General features: G+C 64.3%; 13 protein-coding genes. 9 read left to right on the top strand and 4 right to left on the bottom strand.

The genetic code is table 11. From position 1 onward, the window contains the following. Positions 1-36 precede the first annotated feature (36 nt). The 9 genes from AC3WLC_RS10120 to AC3WLC_RS10080 all read left to right on the top strand — a co-directional run bounded on the left by AC3WLC_RS10120 (position 37) and on the right by AC3WLC_RS10080 (position 14,089). Positions 37-2,040, top strand: coding sequence for a hypothetical protein (locus tag AC3WLC_RS10120; protein ID WP_493683810.1), 2,004 nt, complete (start codon positions 37-39; stop codon positions 2,038-2,040). A 349-nt stretch (positions 2,041-2,389) separates the two neighbouring features. Then, positions 2,390-3,295 carry a LysR substrate-binding domain-containing protein gene (locus tag AC3WLC_RS10115; protein WP_493683809.1) on the top strand — a complete coding sequence of 302 codons (906 nt, stop codon included), beginning with the start codon at positions 2,390-2,392 and terminating at the stop codon, positions 3,293-3,295. A gap of 454 nt (positions 3,296-3,749) precedes the next feature. Further along, on the top strand, positions 3,750-4,499 hold the full coding sequence (locus tag AC3WLC_RS10110; RefSeq protein ID WP_493683807.1) for an ABC transporter permease: 750 nt from the start codon (positions 3,750-3,752) through the stop codon (positions 4,497-4,499). Then, positions 4,496-5,623 carry an ABC transporter ATP-binding protein gene (locus AC3WLC_RS10105; RefSeq protein ID WP_493683805.1) on the top strand — a complete coding sequence of 376 codons (1,128 nt, stop codon included), beginning with the start codon at positions 4,496-4,498 and terminating at the stop codon, positions 5,621-5,623. Before AC3WLC_RS10110 ends, AC3WLC_RS10105 begins: the two co-directional genes overlap by 4 nt. An 86-nt stretch (positions 5,624-5,709) precedes the next feature. Continuing rightward, complete coding sequence (locus tag AC3WLC_RS10100) at positions 5,710-6,699, top strand: extracellular solute-binding protein (RefSeq protein WP_493683804.1); 990 nt, start codon at positions 5,710-5,712, stop codon at positions 6,697-6,699. Next, entirely contained in the window at positions 6,672-7,556 is an 885-nt protein-coding gene (locus AC3WLC_RS10095) for an ABC transporter permease (protein ID WP_493684532.1), read from the top strand. The genes AC3WLC_RS10100 and AC3WLC_RS10095 overlap by 28 nt, the downstream gene beginning before the upstream one ends. 67 nt (positions 7,557-7,623) lie before the next feature. Continuing rightward, positions 7,624-8,853: a M24 family metallopeptidase gene (locus AC3WLC_RS10090; protein ID WP_493683803.1), complete on the top strand. Its 1,230-nt coding sequence runs from the start codon at positions 7,624-7,626 to the stop codon at positions 8,851-8,853. 876 nt (positions 8,854-9,729) lie between these two features. Beyond that, the gene (locus AC3WLC_RS10085; RefSeq protein WP_493683802.1) at positions 9,730-12,156 is read left to right on the top strand and encodes a patatin-like phospholipase family protein; all 2,427 of its coding nucleotides are present in this window, start codon (positions 9,730-9,732) and stop codon (positions 12,154-12,156) included. Between the two features lie 28 nt (positions 12,157-12,184). Continuing rightward, positions 12,185-14,089 (top strand): glucosaminidase domain-containing protein, encoded by a 1,905-nt coding sequence (locus tag AC3WLC_RS10080; RefSeq protein ID WP_493683801.1) that lies wholly within the window; start codon positions 12,185-12,187, stop codon positions 14,087-14,089. Between the two features lie 44 nt (positions 14,090-14,133). Here the strand turns inward: AC3WLC_RS10080 and AC3WLC_RS10075 are convergent, their stop codons facing one another. From AC3WLC_RS10075 to AC3WLC_RS10060, 4 genes are all read right to left on the bottom strand, one after another. After that, positions 14,134-16,209: a S8/S53 family peptidase gene (locus AC3WLC_RS10075; RefSeq protein WP_493683799.1), complete on the bottom strand. Its 2,076-nt coding sequence runs from the start codon at positions 16,207-16,209 to the stop codon at positions 14,134-14,136. Positions 16,210-16,217: 8 nt separating this feature from the next. Further along, a complete protein-coding gene (locus AC3WLC_RS10070) occupies positions 16,218-17,339 on the bottom strand; it encodes a phosphatase PAP2 family protein (RefSeq protein WP_493683798.1) in 1,122 nt (373 codons plus the stop codon). A gap of 22 nt (positions 17,340-17,361) precedes the next feature. Further along, positions 17,362-18,780, bottom strand: coding sequence for a tetratricopeptide repeat protein (locus AC3WLC_RS10065; RefSeq protein WP_493683797.1), 1,419 nt, complete (start codon positions 18,778-18,780; stop codon positions 17,362-17,364). A gap of 418 nt (positions 18,781-19,198) precedes the next feature. After that, positions 19,199-20,140 (bottom strand): CHAT domain-containing protein, encoded by a 942-nt coding sequence (locus tag AC3WLC_RS10060; RefSeq protein ID WP_493683795.1) that lies wholly within the window; start codon positions 20,138-20,140, stop codon positions 19,199-19,201. Between the last annotated feature and the right edge of the window lie 240 nt (positions 20,141-20,380).

Genomic DNA, 20,380 nt, shown 5'->3' with positions numbered 1-20,380 from the left:
AGATCAGACGAATTGCGACAATGGAGGATGCCCCAGATGAGTTTTTCTCCCAGGATCGGAATGGTTGTCGAAACCAGCGGTGGCAACCAGGTGCTGTTTCGCAGCAGCACGCGAGGTCGCAACGAGCTGACCCTCAGCCTGACCAACGTGGCAGGCAACGGCGATCTGCTGCTCTCCAAGGACGGGCCGGCCAGCCTCGTCCTGAACGTCCCGGGATTGTGCAGTGCCAGCGAGCTCGCCGGGGTCAACGTCACGGCCTCCGGCTGGGTATTGAAACAGAAGGACGGGAAAAATCAGGTTCCGTTGACGCTCTCGCCGACCCAGAATCTGCGCTGGCGCGACGGCGAGGTCCTGCCCTTCAAGATCAGCCTCGGTGCGGTCGGCATCGGTGCAAAGCTCGGCCTCAAGCCCATCCAGGTGACGCTGCACGATCTTCGCTGCGATGAACCGGACCAGGTTTGCGCATCCAAGACCCTGAACGACTTCGTGACCCTGGTCGAGGAACCGGAGCATCCCCAGAATCCGCTCAGGAAGGCCCTGTCCTTCACCATCGAACGGGTCGAACCCACGACCCCGGAATCGAGCAATCTCAGCGACGTCTACACCGCTGTCGGGCGCCCCTACACGATCGCCAACCAGCTGCGCCTGACCATCCGCAATCTCAGCGAAAAAACGACGCTGCTTTCGGCGCGCAAGAATGACAGCAGGCCGATGTTCACGCTGGTCTTTCCGACGGTGCCCATGGGTGTCGACGAGGACGACGCGGACAGCTATGGCAGCACCGCCCTGACGACCGTCGACCTCGCCCAGGCCATCAAGGTCACGCCTACCTCGGACAGCAAGCACCGCTGGTCGGCGCTGTCGCCCGGTTCCGAGACGCTGGTTTGCGAGATCACGCCCGAGCCCGACAACAAGCTGCTCTTCGCCCCGGGCGGGGCGCTCGAGCTCCTGATCAGCGACGTCAAGACCAGCCTGCCGGCCTTCGCGACCCAGGTCTACCTGCTGCATAACGGCTTCGACGGCTTCGACGAAGGCTATGAGGTTGTCCCGCTTCGCAAGGCTGTTCCCGACCCGCAGATCATCAGTTTCATTGCGGAGCCGGTCGACATCTATTGCGGCGAGCCGGTCAGGCTGAGCTGGTCCGTCCTGGGCGCGGACCGGGTCGAGCTTTCCTACAGCGATGGCGGCAGTCCGAAGCTGCTGAGCAGCGCCAAAGGCTCACCGCGGCTCGGCTTACCAGTCGGCGAATTCGAGGACCTGCCCTACGCGAAAGAGACGCCCTATACGCTGTCGCTATACAAAAGCGGCCGCAAGGTCCTCGACAGGACGGTGACAGTGCATGTCGTGATGCCAGTTCTGGAGTTTCGGACCACACCGTCGGCGGCCGCCCTGGAGGAACGCGTCTCGATTTCCTGGAACCTGATCGGCCAATGGGCGTTTGAGGGCCGGCTGATGGAAGGCAACACCCTTCTCCAAAAGATCCTGAAGCCCGCCGGAACCCCGATGCTCTCCGGCTCCATGACGCAGACCGCCACGTCCAACCGCTACTACCGGCTGACCGGCCAGTGGGCCACGCCGGTCACGATCGAAGCTGCAGCCGAGGCGACGCTGACCATCGTCGCCCCCATCGAAGGGATCAGCCGCTTCGCCATGTCCGAGAAAGTCGACCAAGTCTTCGGCGAACTTCTGTTTCGCTGGAACGGGAAGAACGTCACGCGCTACGCTATCGGCCATTGCGAGAAGGACACGGTCATCGACCTCGATCGCATCAGCACCTATCCAGGCGAAGGCCGCCAGCTCACGGACGTGTTTCGGATTGTCGAGATCGACGCGGACAATGTCTGGGGCGGGGTCAATTTCCCGATGAACAGATTCATTCCCTGGCCCGAGGAAGGGCCCGAACCGACGCTGCAATGGTGCAATGATCAGCTGGCACAGCGCGACTTCTATCTCCTGGCCTGGGGCGAGAAAGGGACGAGCAGCCTGCCGATCGTCCAAAAGGCTGAGCTGCTGAGCAGGGAGAGGATTGTGGATCAGTAGGGAAACCCGCCAGAAACGGATAGGCTCGGCGCCTTTTGCGAGTGGATTGATCACGAAATCTCCGAGCCCAGCCTGCCACGTACTCTCAGCAGATCTGCCCGAGAGCGGACATTCCGAATGGCGCCATTTGCCGACATTGGAGCCTCGCCCGGAAGCGGACATCCGCGACTTCGGCCCGCCAGGCAAGGTCTCCAAGGACCAGCTTGATCTCCGCCAGCAGCTTCTCGCGCTTGCGGTTCTCGTCATCGAGCCCCCTCAGCCGATGGTTCGAGGTCGATCTGGACATCACTGATTGGGATCACACCAGACGGCGTCGACACCCCACGGATCGGCGTGCTAGCTCCGGAACATGGACGGGCAGAATCCTCGCGATGCGATAAGCACTCGGCTGATCGAGATTTTTCTGGCGGTCATTAAAGTCGGAACGGTGTCCCGCGCCGCCGAAACGCTGGGGATCAGCCAGCCCGCCGTCAGCAGAGCGATCGCCGATCTCGAACGAGCCCTGGGCTTCCTTCTCTTCGACCGGGTTAAAAGCCGCATTGTCGCAACCCCGGAAGGCATGCAGTTCCTCGCCGAGGTCGAGCTGCACTTCCGAGGACTGGACAAATTGCGCGCAAGCGCGGCGCGGATACGCGATCATGGCGCCGGCCAGATCCGGATCGGGTCGCTCTCTGCCCTGGCATCGGCGCTCGTACCGCGAGCGATCGGGCGCTTTCGCGGCATTCAACCGAGCATTGCCGTCACGCTGATGGTGCTGACCTCCAGGGATATAAGGGACGGTGTCGCGGCCGGTGCGTTCGATCTGGGGCTCGCTGCCGACGAGATCGACACCACAGGCGTCAGCTGTCAACCCTTCGTGTCGCCTGCAGCGCTATGCGCGATCCCCCAAGGCCATCCTCTTGCTGAATACGATGTCATCCGGCCGCATCATCTGTCAGGGGTGGATTTCATCGCGTATGTTCCGGAGGACAGGGCCAGGCAGCGCTTTCATCATGTGATGAGCGAGGCTGGTGTCGAGCCGCCCCGGACAGTGGTCGAGACGATCTATGCCACGACCGTCTGTACGCTCGTGGCTGAAGGCGTCGGCGTCGGACTCGTCCACCCGCACGTTCTTCCTGCGTTGAATATTGCCGGTGTGGTCCTGCGGCCGTTCGAGCCGGAGGTCAGGATCAAGAGCCTGCTGCTGTTGCCGCTGGGGCGGCCTAAATCCAATCTCGTCAGGGATTTTATCGACTGCCTCATGGTCGCGCGCTGATCCAAAGGGGCTTTGCCCTGGAATGATCCTGCCCTGCGTTCGGTCCAGGCGTTCTGACCGCCTGTCGAGACAGGCGAAGCCGGCGCCGGCAACATCGCCGAGCCCTATGACCTGCAGCCGCTGCGAACGAACGCCGCAGCAATGATGTCAAAACCTCTGAAGGTGCCCTCCGGTACCGAGCGACCTCAGAGGCACCTGCGGTCATAACGAGCACGTATAGCCGTATAACCACGCCAAAATTGACCCAATCTCCTCCCCGAGGCGATATCTCGCCCAGGCTGAAACGTCAGCCTGGGCGAACAATTATCAATAATACCGCGCATAACCAATGTGCGAGGGGGAAGATTTGTCAGCCACTATGCGCTCATATGCAGGCTTTGGCTCGGGTAAGCATGTCTGGCCCACATGGACTCGACTGCTTTTAGACCCTCTATGCTTCGCCGGTGCATCGATCATGGCCATCCCGCTGGTGATGGCCGCTTATATGAGCTTCTTCGCCGACGGCGTCATTGTCTTCCCGCCGAGCGGCTACACCTTTGACTGGTATGCGCGGCTAGCCGAGTTTCCAAACTTCGCAAGCGGCCTCGCGACCAGCCTGAAGATCGCGCTGTTCTCCACGGCCGGCAGCATTCTGATCGGCGTGCCGGCGAGCATCGCCTTGGTCAGATACCGCTTCTTCGGACGTGCCGGCCTGAACGTCCTGCTGCTCGCTCCGCTCAGCGTTCCAGGCGTGGTCATCGGGCTCGGCATCTATATCCAGACGGTCGAGGTCGATCGCATCAGCGGCGTTTCCGCGATCGGCTCTCCGGTCGTCCTGGTCCTCGCCCATCTGCTCATCACCACGCCTTGGGTCATCAGGCTGTGCATTGCCAATCTGATGCACCTCGACAGGTCGATCGAAGAGGCCGCCGCCAATCTGGGGGCCACGCCACTCAAGGTTCTTCTTCGCGTTACGCTTCCGATGATGAAGCAAGGTGTCGTCGCAGCCGCGCTGTTTTCCTTCATCGTGTCTTTCGAGAACATCGAACTGACCTTGTTCCTCATCAGTCCCGGCACGATCACCTTTCCGATTTCGGTGCTGCAATACCTCGAATACCGCTACGACCCGCTCGCAGCAGCGGTCGTCGTCACCCAAACCCTTGTGATTGGTGCCTTGCTCCTGGCGATCGATCGCTATGTGAAGCTGAGCAGCGTCGTGTCATGACCGAAGCGCACGGAACCTTTCTCGAAATCGAAGGCCTGACGAAGACCTATGGGCCGGCCGTCGCCGTGGACAACGTCAACATCAGCGTCCGCCGCGGAGAGATGCTGGTCCTTCTCGGGCCGTCTGGCTGCGGCAAGACCACGACGCTGCGTCTCATCGCCGGTTTCGTGGAGGGATCGGCCGGCCGCATTCTCCTCGAGGGCAAGGATTACGCGAGACTGCCGCCTTACCGGCGGGAAATGGGGATGGTCTTTCAGAGCTACGCGCTCTTTCCGCATATGACGATCGCCGAGAACATCGCCTTCGGGCTGCGGATGAGGCGGCTCGCCGCGGGCGAGATCCGCTCGCGCGTCGACGACATGCTCGACATGGTCAAGCTGGGGCCGATGGCCAACCGGCTTCCGCGGCAGCTTTCAGGAGGGCAGCAGCAGCGCGTCGCACTCGCGCGGGCTTTGGCGATCAACCCCTCTGTGCTGCTGCTCGACGAGCCGTTGTCGAACCTCGACGCCAATCTGCGCCAATCCGTTGCGCGCGAAATCCGGCAGCTTCAGCGGGCTCGCGGCCTGACCGCGCTCATGGTCACCCACGACCAGGAAGAGGCGATGACCATGGCGGATCGCCTGGTGGTCATGCGCGACGGACGGGTTCAGCAGATCGGCACGCAGGAAGAACTGTACGAACAGCCTGCCAATCCATTCGTGGCGAGCTTCATCGGCCATAGCAACCTCATCTCCGGCGAGCTCGTCGGGGGCGATCGCTTGCAGTTGCCGGATGGGACTGAGATTCGCCTGGCAGCGCGCTATCAGTCGCGAGGGCGGCACACCCTCGCCATTCGCCCGGAACGGATCCAGCTCCGGACGTCGATCGATCCAGCCGGCACCGGTGCGAACGTCGTCGTGAAGGATGCGACCTATGTCGGCAGCCATGTCGACTATCTGCTCGGCATCGGCGCGGGGACAGCGATCAGCGTGCACGATCTGGCGGGAGTGCATCGCAATGCCCGCCAGGCCGCCGGCGCGACATTGTCGATCACTTGGGACGCGGTGAACGAGCATCTCTTCGACGAACAAGATGTTCCGCTACGCCCGGATCTGGCTCGGGCGCCGATCAAGCAAGCCAGCTGAAGCAGCCAAAAAACATCGGAGGAAACATGGGCATTTCGTCGATCTCTCGGCGGCAGGCGCTCGGGCTTATTGCCGGAGCGGCTCCGTTGCCCTTCATCTGCGCGCCGGCGGTTGCGGCGCCTGCGCAGGGGCGTGTCGTCGTCAGCACTTGGGGCGGCGATTACGGCGCCTATCTGGCAAGCATCATCGAAAAGCCGCTGCTCGCGCCTTTGGGCATCGAGGCCATCCAGGATGCGGGCATCGAGCCGACGCGCATCGCCAAGGCCATCGCACAGCGCCGGCTTCCGGCTGGCACGATCGATGTCATCTCCGTCCAGGGCCCGGCCGCCTATGACCTCGAACAGGCAGGCATGCTGGAGCCGTTAGATCCGGAAAAGGTGCCGAACCTCAAACATGTCCTGCCGGAGTTCGCCAATACCTATTCGATCCCGCAAATCTACAGCCCGCAGGTGCTGGCCTATAATCCGGAGCGGGTCTTGGAGGCACCGACCACCTTCTCCGACATGGAGGCCGACCGCTTCAAGGGGAAGGTCGGCCTGTTCGAGAACAGCTATCTCTGGCTGGCGATGGCGATGGCGTTGAAGCACAAGGACGATGTCGGCCAGCTGGCGGAGGTCAAGCCTCAGGTCGAGGCCCTTATACGCAACCGCGCTCGGGTCTTCACCTCGACAGAGGCCTTCGCGCCGGCGCTTAAGTCCGGCGAGATCGACATCGGCCCGCTCTGGTATGCGCGCGTCCTGTTCTGGAAGAAGGCCGGCCTCCCCATTCAGGCGGCGTTCCCCAAGGAAGGCTGCCTTGCCTATGTCACCAGCCTCTGCGTGCTGAAGAATGCGCCGAACAAGGCTGCGGCCTTCGCCTATCTCAACGCCGCTCTCGACCCGGCAGCGCAGCGCGGCTTTGCCGAGAAAATGAGCTACCACCCGACCGTGTCGAACGCGTCGCTGGACGGCGAGCTCGGGCAGCAGCTCGCGCTTCCGAACCCTGCTCCGAAGCTCGTCCCGGCGCCTTATCCGAAATTGAGCGCGGTACGCGACGACATCAATGATTGGTGGCGCCGCCTGCTCGAACGAGGTTGATCATGTCGAACCGACCTCGCCAGGGCCTCACAGCCGGTCTTCTGATCGGACCGGCGACGGGGCTCGTCATCGTGACTTTGCTCGTTCCCCTCGCGCTGCTCGCCCGCTACAGCCTCAATCGCTACGATCGCCATGCCTTCATGGTCGAGGCGTTGACGCTGGACAACTATCTGCGCTTCGTCTCCGATCCATTCTACACGAATGTCTTCGAACGGACCGTCGGGATCGCCCTGTCGACGACGGTGCTTTGTCTCGTCCTCGCCTTCCCGATCGCCTACAGGCTGGCGCGAACGCAAAGCCGATGGAAATCGATCGGCCTGCTGGCCGTCATCCTGCCTCTGTTCATCGGGGGAACCGTACGGGCGCTCGGATGGATGGGCGTGCTTGGTCGCGGCGGGCTCGTCGATGCCGCGTACACGGCCCTTGGCGGCCCGGGCGCCACATTGCTCTATACGACCTTCGCGGTCTCGGTCGGGATCCTGTCGATCAATCTGCCGTACATGATCCTGACCCTGCAGAGCGTGATCGAGGGCATCGATATCAGGCTCGAGGAGGCCGCGGAGAATCTGGGTGCCGATCCGGCGCGCCGGTTCTGGCACGTCATTCTCCCGCTCTCCCTGCCCGGGATCGGGACCGGCTCGATCCTCGTCTTCATTCTGGCGATGAATGCCTATGCCACCCCTTATCTGCTGGGCGGATCCCGTTTCCAGATGATGGCGCCGATGCTCTATCGAGAATATGCCCAGAACAACAACTGGCCGTTCGCGGCGGCGATCGCGTTCATCCTCATGATCACGACGCTGGCCCTCACCGGCCTATCGAGCCTCGTCGTGCAGCGGCGATACAAGGGCCGCTGACCGCGCCTCGTTCGCCGCATGTGACCATTTTGCAGTCCCGACAGAACGACATTCCGGAGATAAACCAATGACGATCGGCGTAGGTGGTTCAAGCTTCGACGCGGAATTGGCAAAGCTCAAACCGGACATGGACGGCGTCGAGCCGATCACCGTTGCAGAGTACAAGGGCCGCATCGCGCAAGCCCAGAAATACATGCGCGAGAACGGCTATGTAGCGCTCTACATCGATGCGACGAGCAATCTTACCTACTTCTCCGGCATCCCGCTCAATCCGAGCGAGCGGCTGCACGGCATGGTCATCCCTGTCGACGGCGATGTGGCCTTCATCTGCCCCGCTTTCGAAGAGCCGAAGACCCGCGAGCTCATGCTCTTCGGCCACGACGTGCGTTGCTGGGAGGAGCATGAGAACCCCGCAGCGCTCGTTGTCGAGACGATTGGCAGCCTGGGACCGCGCCAGGGCGTCGTGGCGCTCGACCCGCATACGCCCTTTTTCACGGTCGACGAGCTGAGAAAAGCAGGGGGCGCCTTCAGCTTCGCCAATGGTGGGGCCCTGACCTCGCTATGTCGCGAGATCAAGTCCACGCACGAACTGGCGTTGATGCAGAAGGCGATGGATATCACGATGGCGGTTCACCGGGCTGCCGCCAGAGGCTTGCGCGCCGGGGTGACCACCACGGAAACGGTCGATTTTCTGGACAAGGCGCATCGCCGGCTCGGAATGAACTGGACGAGCTGTTCGGCCCAATTCGGAGAGGCCACGGCCTATCCGCACGGCGTCAAGCACCCGCAGGTGCTGCGCGACGGCGACATGGTGCTGATTGACATGAGTACGAAGGTCCACGGCTACCGCTCCGACATCACCCGGAGCTTCGTTTTCGGCGAGCCGAGCGAGCGGCAAGCCCAGATATGGAATCTCGAAAAGAAGGCCCAGATGGCTGCGTTCGATGCGGCTGTCCTCGGAGCACCTTGCGAAGCTGTCGACCGGGCGGCCCGCCGCGTCATCGAGGAAGCCGGCTTCGGTCCGGACTACAAGGTGCCGGGCCTCCCTCACCGGACAGGGCACGGCCTCGGCATCGATGTCCACGAAACGCCCTACATGGTCCGGGGAAACCAGACGCTCCTGCGCCCCGGCATGTGCTTCTCGAACGAGCCGATGATCTGCATCTACGGCGAATTCGGCGTCCGCCTGGAGGATATCATCTATATGACCGAGGCCGGAGCCCGCTGGTTCACCGAGCCGGCGGCATCGCTCCACGATCCCTTCGGATATGAGGCTTCGCTAGACGCGAAAGCCTAGGCTAAGCTCACTGTGCCTTCCACCGGAGGCACGGTGGGCTGCTTCGGACTTTCCAACTGACGATGGCATCCAGCGATACGCGCGTCTTCAGATGCCTGAGTCTCCGAAGCCCTCGATTGGACGGGCGATCGGGCCAAGCCCCAGTATCACGTAGGGTCGTGAGCTCGCACCCGCCCTGCGCCGGTTAGCAGACCAAGCGAGTGTTTTCGGACGCTCGGTCTGGCCTTGGCGCCGCCCCGCGCTGCGCTGGAACGATCTCCCTAGACAAGATGCTGGAGCAAATGCCCAATGCTGCGTAAAATTGGGAAAGGGATCCACCGACCTAACACTGCGATATGCAGCGGCAGTGCGCCAGGAGCCGACGTTGAGCCCTTGCCCGGAAGCGGACATTCAGGCTGACAAACTACAGTTCAGTGCATCAGTTACTCCCAAGCAGATAAGCTAGCAAATAGTCAGCACTCGATGCTGATCGTTGGCCGTTGACAGCTACGGTCACGCTCCCGGTTGAAAAGAACGATACACCGAGACCGGACGGGGCGTTTCTCAAGCTGCGCGAGGTCAGTGCTGGGTTCGGTGGGCTGGCCCGCGGGCGATCCGACCCTCCGCTGGAGCCGCCCGACACTGCTGTGACCGAATGGCCCGGCGGTCCATGTTGAATGCGGGATCAACCGACATGCCGGGGCAGCGCGAGGACACGTCCTGCGAGGTTGCAGGCTTCGGCATGCTTCATCTCACGGCACTCTGACCTGGCTCGGGTCCGGGCCTGTAGATACTCCGCGAGCAAGAAGCACGGATAGATTTCACATTTTACTCACGCGATTACCTATGGGAGCCAAGCTAAAAAGGCTTTCCCAGCACTTGGCTCGGCGTGCGACCATGAAAGACTACACCAGGTCCTTCGACAAGGTTCATTCCGACGAGCTTAAGCGCGCACAAGAATGGCGGCGCGCGAGCCAGAGGCGCCTCTCTGGGGGCCGCGAGGACGCATCTGAGCCGTCCACCTGCCCGGAAGCCGGCGTCGCCGGATGGGCGAACTCAGGGGGCGGCATCAGGGCTGCGGCGTTCTCAATGGGAGTGCTGCAGGCGCTTGAAGGCGGGCTGGCCAAGGACGGCGTTACCGCCTTGCGGCACTTCGACTATCTCTCCACCGTTTCAGGCGGCGGTTACTTGGGAACGTCAGTGATCGTCGGCATGAACGCCGATGCGGGGCGCTTCCCTTACGCCACCGACGGCCGCGACAAGGTCGACAACCTGGCGGTCGGGCACGTCCGCAACTACTCGCGCTACCTTCTTCCAAACGGTTTCCCCGACCTGGTCGGCAGCGTCGCGGTGATCCTACGGGGCCTTGTCGCGAACTTCGCGATGGTCTTCGGCATCGTCCTGATGCTGGCCGGGATCACAGGATTGTTCAATCCCAACCAGGCCGCTTACCGGGTCCCGGACCTCCTTGGCTTCGAAGGTTATCCATTCCCAAGCGTCGTCCTCGCCTTCGGAGACTTCGCCTACACCAAGATCTTGCTGCTGTTGGGCGCCCTTCTGATGTTGGCATGGGGACTCGTGCGCTCTCTCGGGAGCAGGCTTGGAGGAGAGTTCCACGGTGCCTGGTATCGGGTGTCGTGCATCCTGATGGGCGTGACCGCGCTCTGCGCCTTCATGGAGGTTCAGCCTTTCGCCATAGTCACGCTCTTCGGCGAGAAATACCCCGGAACGACGCATGGCTTCTTCTCGCTCGCGACGCTGACGGAACTCTCACCGTACCTGGCGGCGCTAGGCTCGATCGGCGCGTTCGCAAGCGGAGCGCTGGGAGACGCCGCGAAGGCGGCCAAGCTGGATAGAAGGATCACCACGGTCGTACTGGCTGTCCTCGCGAAGCTGGCCGCCTGGGCGATGATGCTGACGCTGCCGGCCCTCATCTGGCTTCTCTATCTCAATCTCGCGGTCTGGACCGACGTCCATTACCTGCACCGGCCGACTTGGATGGCCCACCTCGTCGAACTAGCGTGTGGGAAGCCCGATGTGAAGCTCGTCCGTTGGATGCAACCAGCCGTCGAGGCGTGTACCGACAAGAGAGCCATCGCCGACCTGTTCATCTATGCCGGCGCCGGACTGACGGCTCTGACTTGGATCTTCTCGCCGAACGCCAACTCGCTGCACCGGCTGTATCGTGATCGCTTAGCCAAGGCGTTCCTATTCGTACCGGAGCGGACCTCGCTCGACGAGGCGCCGAGCCGGGACCCGCGTCCGATCCGAGACTTGGCGCTCGCGGAGCTCGACCCCTCCAACGGCCCCGTCCACCTGATCAACTGCGCCCTGAATGTCCAAGCCTCGCAGGCCGTGAACCGCCGGGGCCGGAACGCGGACTTCTTCGTCTTCTCCTCGTCCTGGAGCGGCAGCCAGAGCACGGGCTATGTGAGGTCGGCCTCGGCCCAGACGCGCGTGCCACTGCCGGATGTTGCGACTGCCATGGCCGTCTCTGGGGCGGCAGCGTCGTCGAACATGGGTGTAAACACGATCGTCGGCCTGGCACCCACTCTTTCGCTGCTGAACGTGCGCCTGGGCTACTGGATGGTCAACCCGGCGTCGCTGGATCCTGAGTTCGGAAGGCGGCGATCCGCTATCCAGCGACTGAAGGCGCTGTTGCGCCTCTATTTTGTGGAGGAGATGCTCGGGCTGCTCGATGAGTGCTCGGACGGAATCTACCTCACCGACGGCGGCCACATCGAGAACTTGGGCCTTTACCCTCTGCTGCGCCGGAAGTGTCGGCTGATCGTCGTCGTCGACGCGGAAGCCGACCCGCTGATGACGTTCGCGTCGCTGATCGTTTGTCAACGCTTCGCGCGGATCGACTTGGGCGTGCGGATCGACCTGCCGTGGGACACCATCGGCGACGCTGATCCGAAAGGTACTGGCTCCGCGGACCGTGCGCGGTCGGGTGCCGCGCATCATCATGTCGCGGTCGGAGGCATCGAATACGACGACGGCAGCAAGGGTATCCTAGTCTACGTCAAGGCCTCGCTGACGGGCGACGAGAACGACTACATCCGATACTACAAGTCTTGTAATCCCAGCTTCCCGCACGAGACCACCGGCGACCAGTTCTTCTCGGAAGAGCAGTTCGAGGCATATCGCGCACTGGGGTTCCATTGCCTTCACGGGGCCTTGCGCGAGCCTTGTTCGGTCGCCGGCCTGGACAGGCTCGTCTGCCGGTCGGGCGATCCGGCCCCCGCCGATCTGCGCGCCGTCATCGAGCGTCCTACGGAATTCGAGTTCCGGCCGATCGCGCCGCAATCGCCCCACTCCTAACAAGCAGCAGCACGCAGGAGTCTCGACCATGGCAGTCATCGATCAATCGCAGCTTAAGGGTCAGGTGCGCGACCGGCCGATCAGCGAGGAGCTTGCGGAGGTGCTGACGAAAGCGGCAGACGCCGCCGGCGTCGACATCGTCCTTGTGACCTCGGGCGGACAGCCGGGGTCGACCGGCGGCCGGATCGGGTCCACGCGACACGATGGCGGTAGAGCCGCCGACCTGCGCCTGATCGTCGAGGGGGTGACGCAGGCGTTCTCGGACGAGGACGGCGGGGAGATCGTCGAGCGGTTCGTGACAGCGGCCGCGGCGCACGGTGCCACCGGCATAGGCGCCGGCGAGAAATACATGGGGCCGCGCACGCTCCATGTCGGCTTCGGCCGATCGGTCGATGATCACGACAGGCTCGTCTGGGGAGAAGGCGGAGCCTCGGCGAATGCGCCGGCATGGCTTCGGGAGGCGGCGGCGCTCGGGTGGCGCAATCCTCCGCCCGATTGGGTGTTCCAGGTGGCGCGAAGGACGCCGTTCCGTATCGTCAAGCCGACCGTCTCCCCGCAGGCGGCAGCCCTGGACGAGCGCTTCAATGCGGATGTCGTGCTGGCAGCGCAGGCCACGCAGCGGAGCCTCGGGATCCCTGCCTCGGTGACTTTGGCGCAATGGGCCGTCGAGAGCGCCTACGGCAGCCGGATGCCGCACGGGTCTAACAATCCTTTCGGCATTAAGGCCCGGCCAGGCGACGATTCGGTCGTGGTCTGGACGAAGGAAGAGGTGAACGGGAAGATGGTCTCGGTTCAGGCCGCTTTCCGGGTCTTCCGCAGCCTGGACGAGGCTTTCGTGAAGCACGCGGAGCTTCTCGCCTTCGGGCGTCCGTACGCAGCGGCGCGCAAGTTCGTCGATGATCCCGATCGCTTCGCCGACGCGCTGACCGGCGTCTACGCCACGGATTCCAATTACGGCAAGATGCTCAAGTCGATCATGAGGAAGAACGACCTCTACCGGTTCGACGCCGCCTCCCCGAGGTCCGCTGGATCCGCTACCCGTGGCGAGGCCGACGCGACGCCGCTCAGCCTCGACCCGATCGGCGTTCGGGGGCTGCAGGAGAAGCTCGTCGACCTAGGCTATCCCCTGGGCAAGATCGACGGCAAGTTCGGGACGTTGACGGCGCAGGCCCTGCTTGCGTTCCAGCACGACAACGGACTCCCCACGACCGGCGTGGTCGACGCGACGACGATCGCGGCGCTGCAGACCGCTGGGAACCGTCGCCTGGATGACGCCCGCGTCAAGGCGACCGAGCAAGATCTAGCGAAGGACGGCTCGCGCATCGTGGTCGATGCTCGTCGCAGCCGCATCCTGAGCTGGGTGACCGGCGCGCTGGGGGCTCTCGGCGTCGGCAACAGCATGGTCATCAACGCAGGCGGCGCGCCCGCCACCCGAGCCGCCGCAACCGTTCCAGAGGGACTGTTGCCCTTCCTAACGGATGTGCAGAAAATGACGTCGGCGACGGACGCCACGGAGATCGCGCGGCTGTCGACACTCGCCAAGTCGCTCGCGGAGCAGCTCGGGACCGGAGCCATCCGTCCCGACCTCGTGCAACTCATCGCGCAGGCGCGGCGGATGCTTCCGCCCGACGTGCTGACGCGCTATCCGGATCTTCCGCGGATCCTGGACGCGCTGACCGCGCAACCCGCGACACGCATCCAGCCGATGAACACCATCTTCGACGTCCTTCCTGGCATCTTCGCGAATGACGGGGTGATGCAGGCCGCAATGAAGGGCGTCGCGGCGGTCGCCGGCAGCGTCCTGCCCGGCTTCGGTGGATCCCTCGCCATCCTCGGCGCCGGGATCGCGGGACGCCTCCTGGCGAACCGCATCGCGGCCGCTCGCGTGGAGGATCACCAGAACGCAGACAACATCCGGCCGCTGAAGCCTTGAGCGGCCGCGCTCGGCGTCGACGGCGTGTCGGCGCCGAGCGCGCTCTAATCGAGGGCGAAGAAGAGGTCGTCGCGCAGCATGGCGTAGCCCAGCCTCGCAGCGGCCGTCTCGGCGAAGCCGGGCGAGCCGACGACGCCGGCGTCCTCCGTGCGAACGAGCGCGTCGTCAAGCAGTTGGAGCGCGATCGAGCCGTAGCCGGGCGGGGGCCGGAAGGCCTTGTCGCAGCATGCGATGACCAGCCGCCTCGCGATCCGCGGGGACGCGACGCTCGTGCCGTCCAAGGCAAACGACGTTCCGCTCCTGGTTCCGGAGGATCTCGTCCCATGAGTGGCGCCGGAAATATCCGAGCGCGCCGAGATGTGCACCGATCCGGCGCCCGACCCCGCCAGCGGCCCGGCCGCGCTGTAAGGTGCGGGAAGTCCAGTGTCCGAGCGGAAGCCCGCCACCACGAGCACATGATCGTGCGCCGCCAATCCGTTGATCGTCCCGAACCTATGGACGAAGGATCCCTTGGGGTTTTCGCGAAAGGCCGGCGCACCCGAGGATGCGTAGGGCTCGTCGTCGAGGTCGTAGAACTGGCTCTGCCTCGCGCCCTGGAAATAGGCGAAGGGTGATTCGTCCCGCTGGATGCGGCAAGTCAAAGGACCGCGGCGCAGAATGCGGTCCAAACCGGCGAGCCCAATGCGCCACGCGCCGGGGGCGGTCGTCGGCGTCGCGCCGTCGCCTTCGGTTGGCGCCAGGACGACGACGACACGCCAAAGCGGCTCGCCGCCTGGGGGGCCATATGGCTCGACGCTGACTTGGCCGATCTGGGTCAGGTCGCCTGGCCGTCGCAGCGGCTGGTGCGCGTCGTCACCGCTCTTCCATGTCCGCCGCCAGACCTTGGCGCCGTCGGGCGAACGGACCGAGATGCCCAGTCCATACGGGTGCGCGCCAGACGGCAGCCAGATCTCCATGAGGTTGGCGGTGCGGTCGCAGGGCTGGATCCTCCATGCGACATCGTAGGCGGCGCGGCCCTTCGGAGCGCGCAGCATCGAGCGATCGACGATGCCCAGCAGACGGTGTTGGAACCCGTTGCCGGCCGGCATGACCAACTCCGTGACGCCCCCGAGCGAACGGCGCAGCGCGACCATTTCCGCGATAGCCCGTCCGAGGCGGTCGCGACCGTCGCCCGGCCCCCCCGAAAAGCCGAAACTGAAGTTCACTATCAGGGGATAGCTTTGACCCTGCGGCAGGTCTCGGGCCGAAAGCCGATCCGCACGATCGAAGATGTAGTGGAACGCGGCGAGGATCAGGGCCTCCTTCCCGAACCCGGCGGTATCGGCCAAGTTCGGCGAAGGCAGTTGGACGGCAAGGATGGCGACGTCGTCGAGGTCGCCGTCGCGCCCCACGGGCATGCCAGGCTCGCGCCTGCCGTGGCGATGGCCCGCGGCCGCGCCCAGGACGTGCGCCCCGTGGGAAGCGGCGCGGTTGAGCATTCGACCCGGTGCACGGTCCCGGGACGGTTCCCGGACGTCTCGATAGACGACGTCCTCGTCGTGGGCCAAGTCGACCATCCGGTCGATCTCGCATCCCTGCAACTCGCGGCCGAACGGGACCGTGCCCGTCCCGCCGGCCGATGCGTAGGCGCCCTGAAGCCAACATCCCTCGATGCGACTCCGGCCTTCGCGATCCCGGAAGTCGGAGTGCGCGAACGGGATGCCGTCGTCCACGATCGCCAGGATGGCCCGGGGACGGCGTGGTCCGCTCGAACCGCGCCAGCCGCGATCCGCGACCTCCGCGTCGTATGTCTCGTCGAACGTGCGCGGATGAAGGAACGCGTTGCGACGATACGTCGTCGTCCCCGTCCCGGCGCCGGGAGCGATGGGCGCGTGCCGCGCGACCATCGGAACCGTGGAGAGGCGACGGCCCCAGTCCTCGCGCCGCCAGGCGAGCGGGGCCGAGAGGACGCATCCATCCCCGTCGATCTCGGAAGACAGCGGCGTCATGCCGTCGGTCTCGACGGTTGCGAGGACGAAGCGCGCGTCGTGCTCGCCCGGCCAGAACGGATCGTATTCAGCGCCGGCTCCGAAACCCCAATGCGCATACGCGTCGATTGCCTCTGTGGCCCTGGTCCGCATGACGCGCCTCAGTCCAGAGCGAATTCGGCGAGCGCCCTCTGCCACAGCCAAGGCAGAAGCTCGCTCGACCCTACGACGAAGGGATCCGCCTCCCTGACCAGCCCGGTCTTCTCTCTACCGGCGGAGGAGAGCGAACCGAAGACGTCGGGGCGGAATGCCGCAACCGCGAAATCGACATCCACGGCCTTATAGATGCGCGCCGTCACCGGTCCACCCTTGACCGAACAACGCGCCAGGACGATCTGTCCGACCGCCTCGCCGAGCGCGGCGCCCGCCCAGGTGTCGATGGGATAGTGCATGCCAGCGACGGTCCGGTTCACGGCTATCCGCTCGGCCTGCTTGAAGACGAGCCGCGTAAGGCGAGACGTCGACGGATAGTGCGCTGCCGGTGCCGGCTCGCGAAGCAGTCCTTCGAGGACGGTCGCGACCGCGAACGCCTCGGCCGCGTGCGCGCTCGGGAACGATGCGTGGCCCGGCGTCGGGATCATCGGCATGACCCCGGCGCCCAGCCTATCGGGCCGCCTGCAGGCGAGCGCGTGCTTGGCGATCATGGACACGTGTGAGGCCAGCACCTGCGTGGCCGAGATCAATTCGAACGTTCGCGGGTTGCGGGCGGAATTTAGGCCCAGGATCGTCGCGAAATAGTCGATGGGATACCCGACCTGCGACAGGATCTCGGCGCAGCGTTCCGAGCGCTGGTCGCGATAGTCGCGCATGAACGCAACCTGCGAGGCGAACATCTCGATAGGCGGCCGCACCAGCCGCAGCGCCCTGTTGCCCGCGAACAGCAGGTCGATGCGCCCGCCGCCCTTCTTCGCGTCGACCTTCCAGTCGAGGTCGCGCAGGAACTCCGACATGTAGAGCGAGGCCCTGACCCACGCGTCGTAACCGGCGAGGTTTCCGGCATGGGACATGCGCAGGGGCGCCGGCGGATCCACATCGGAGCGATCCCGCTCGATCACGTGCAGGATGGCCTGCGTGCTCGATAGGAGACCTTGCGTCGTCATCGCGTCGACGGGACCGCCGCTGATGAAGTTGCCCAACCCGGTGAGATTCGTTCCTCCGGTCCCGCCCGTTCCGCCGGTGCCACCCGTGCCTCCGGTTCCGCCGGTGCCTCCCAGGATCGACATTTCTTTCCCTCCGCAGCTTTTCCTAAGGGATGCCGGCGGCCGAAAGCGCTCGGGCCGCCTCGCGCCCAAAGCGGTAATCGGCAGCCGGATGGCTCTTGAGATAGGAAGACACGTTGAAATCGGGCTGGCGTCGCAACAGCTCGCGCCCCGCGTCCGACGCCTCGTTGTCGCGGCCGAGTCGATGCAGCGCAACGATCTTCGTACGCAGTGTCGACAGGTGCCGGTCATTTTGGGCGAGCGAGCGGTCGGCGAGATCCAGGGCGCGCTCGTAGTCGCCGTCGGAAAGGCAAGCGGTCGCGTCGAGCGAATCGTAGAAATAACCGAACGGGTCGAGCGGCGAGATGCGGCGCGCCTTCGCCGTCGCCTCGACCGCGAGACCGCCTTCGTCGCGGAACGCGTGCAGGACGCCTTGGAGCAGCCACGACAACGCGCCGTTGGGATTCCGATCGAGCGCGGCCGCATACCTGCGCTCAGCGACGTCCATTCGCCTGAGCAGGTTGTTGTGCGCGAAGCCGTCGATCGTGAGGGCGAAGGGATCGTCGGGATCCAGGTCCAGCGCCCTCGCGCAGCAGTCGATGGCCTGCGCGGTCTCGGCTGCGGCATTCGAGCCCCAGCGGTTGAATACGCTGAGCACGTACCATTTTGCGAGCCACGCGTGGAGCTCCGGCGCGCGCGGAGCTCGCCTCAACGCCTCCTCGATGAGCTCCTTGGACCTGGCGAACTCGTGAAGCGTCGAGCAATGCATGAGGCCGACCCCCGCGATCACCAGTCGGTGGTCGTCGATGTCGGAGGGGGTAAGGCCTCTGACGTGTCTGATCGAGGTCGAAGCGATCGCCCTTCCGATCGCTTCGACAAGCTCGGGAATCCCGCCGTAGGCGTCCTCGAGGAACCGGTTGGCGGCATGCGAGAAGCCCCGGGTCCAGAGAATTTGACCGGTGCGGGTATCGATGAAGTCGGCGTCCAGGCGAAGATCCAAGCCCGTCCGGCGAAGCGTGCCTGCCAGGCAATAGTCTGCGGCGAGCTCCTTACGGACGGCCGCCATGTCGACGATGCCGTCGCACAGCCGACGGCAGGAAAGGTGGGAGATGACGGTGAGGAGCGAGGTTCTGCTCAGCGAGCGGCACGTCTCCTCAGCCAGCCAGTCGCCAAGGACCGCGTCCGACGGATCATCGCTCAAAGCACGGAACGGAAGTACCGACACCGTGGGACGGAATGCCGAGCCGGTGACCGATCTTAGTTGGCTGGCGACGAGGCGCGAAACGATCGCCGGAGTTTCCCGCATCTCGACGAGGAAACGCTGGAACGCTGGCGTCCGAACGTCGAGGCCCTCGAGGAAAGCGCTGGCGCCGGGGGCACCGACCATCCTTACCCGATCGAAGTTCAGCGTGACATCCGCATTGTTGACGGCCAGAACCGACGCAAAGTCGCCGCCCATCAGCATCTTGATGTCCGAGAGCGCGCGACGAAGGCTTTGGCGTCCGGTGTCGTAGCAAGACGAGCCCCATAGGGTTTCCTGGAGGTAGTTCCTGCTGCGTCTGCCGGAAGGTGCGGTTGCCAAGAGCGCGAAGAGTGCGCGATGCTTCGTGCCCAAGAGTTCGTAACCGGGCCTCGCGGTCGAACGGACCGTGCAGGCTCCGAAGAGATGGATCTCGACTAGACGATCGCTCATAGGTCGCACGGACGCTTTGACGGTAACCAGCAGTAGCACCAATGGTGGCCTGCCTTAAAGTCACTTTACGATTTCCTCATCAGCGACTGCATATCCGAGCAGAGGTGTTCTAAGCCAGGACAGCCGGAGCGGCTCCGGCCAACCAGCGCAATAGGCCGGCGACCGAGGCGCTGGGCGACTCTATGCTTACTTAGGCGGCTGCAACCGCCGCGATGGCGGCCGCTACCGCTTCGGAAGCCTGGCCCTGGTAGTTGCGGCGCAGGGCGTCCGATACCTTGCTCTCGGCGCCGAGTCCTCGGTCCCTCGCCCAAGCCACGATCCGGATCGTCACGTCGCCAGTGGTGGTGAAGTCTTCTGTGAGGAACTCGGACGACTCGGATCGTGCGACCTCCCAGTACCGGTCCTCGGTTGCAAACGAGTCGTGATGGATCTCGTAGCATACGGTATCGATCGTCCGGTCCGCGCCGCGAACCCACAGCTCGATTCCATAATGCCCCTCCCGCACGACCGGCTCATCCCGCGCCATGCGGAAGCGGGCCATCAACTCCGGGCGGGCGTGGAACACCATTCGCCGGGGATCGACGTCCTTCCCACAATCGATCTGGACGAGTCCCTCGTCCGAGCCGGATAGCGACAGCTCGATGCTTGCCAATGTGAACGCGGCGCCGACGCTGCAGGACGTCGCGAGCGCGCTGTAGAAGCTGCGCGCGAAGTCGAGGGCCGCGGGATCGCCGATCTTGCCGCGCACGCCGATCACGACTTCGGCGATGCCCGATAGCGCCTTGGACATCTCGGCAGAATAGCAGGCGTTCATCAGGATCAGGCGAGGCCTGACCGGCAGACATTCCAGGATCTCGCGCAATTTCTCGTCCGGTATGGTGATCGGCTGTCCTCGATCGCCCACCAGGGACAGGCCGACATCCTTGCCGCCCGACCCGTGCCCGGCGAAGTGAAGAATGTCGGGCGGGTCCTTCAACAGGGCCTCGATCAGATGGCGGGGTCCGACCTCGCCGGCGTGTTCGAGGACGAAGCTCGTGTACGGTCCGAGCGCCGATTGGACGGTTCGCACCTCGGCCGCGAGCTGCAGCGGCGACTGCATGCCATTGGCCGTGACGAGCAGTATCCTGGGCATGCGTTCCGCCTATCCGCGTGGGCCGCCGTGCACAGCGGCTCGACGGATGTCGGCATGCTGGACGTCGACGCGTGATGATCAGTCGCCCTCGGGGTGCGATCGCGGTTTATTCTTGCTGGATCAGTACGGATTGACAATCGTCCGCAGGCCCAGATGTGCCTGCGGCGCAAGAATTCACGCAGATTTCACGCTCGGGCCGACATGGCGATGCTAACCTCTACCCTGCGCGCATGATGGAAG

The sequence above is a fragment of the Allobosea sp. GW821-FHT03A12 genome (assembly GCF_058986765.1).
Note: the sequence above shows the minus strand (reverse complement) of the source record. Positions and strands in the feature narration are given on the sequence as shown.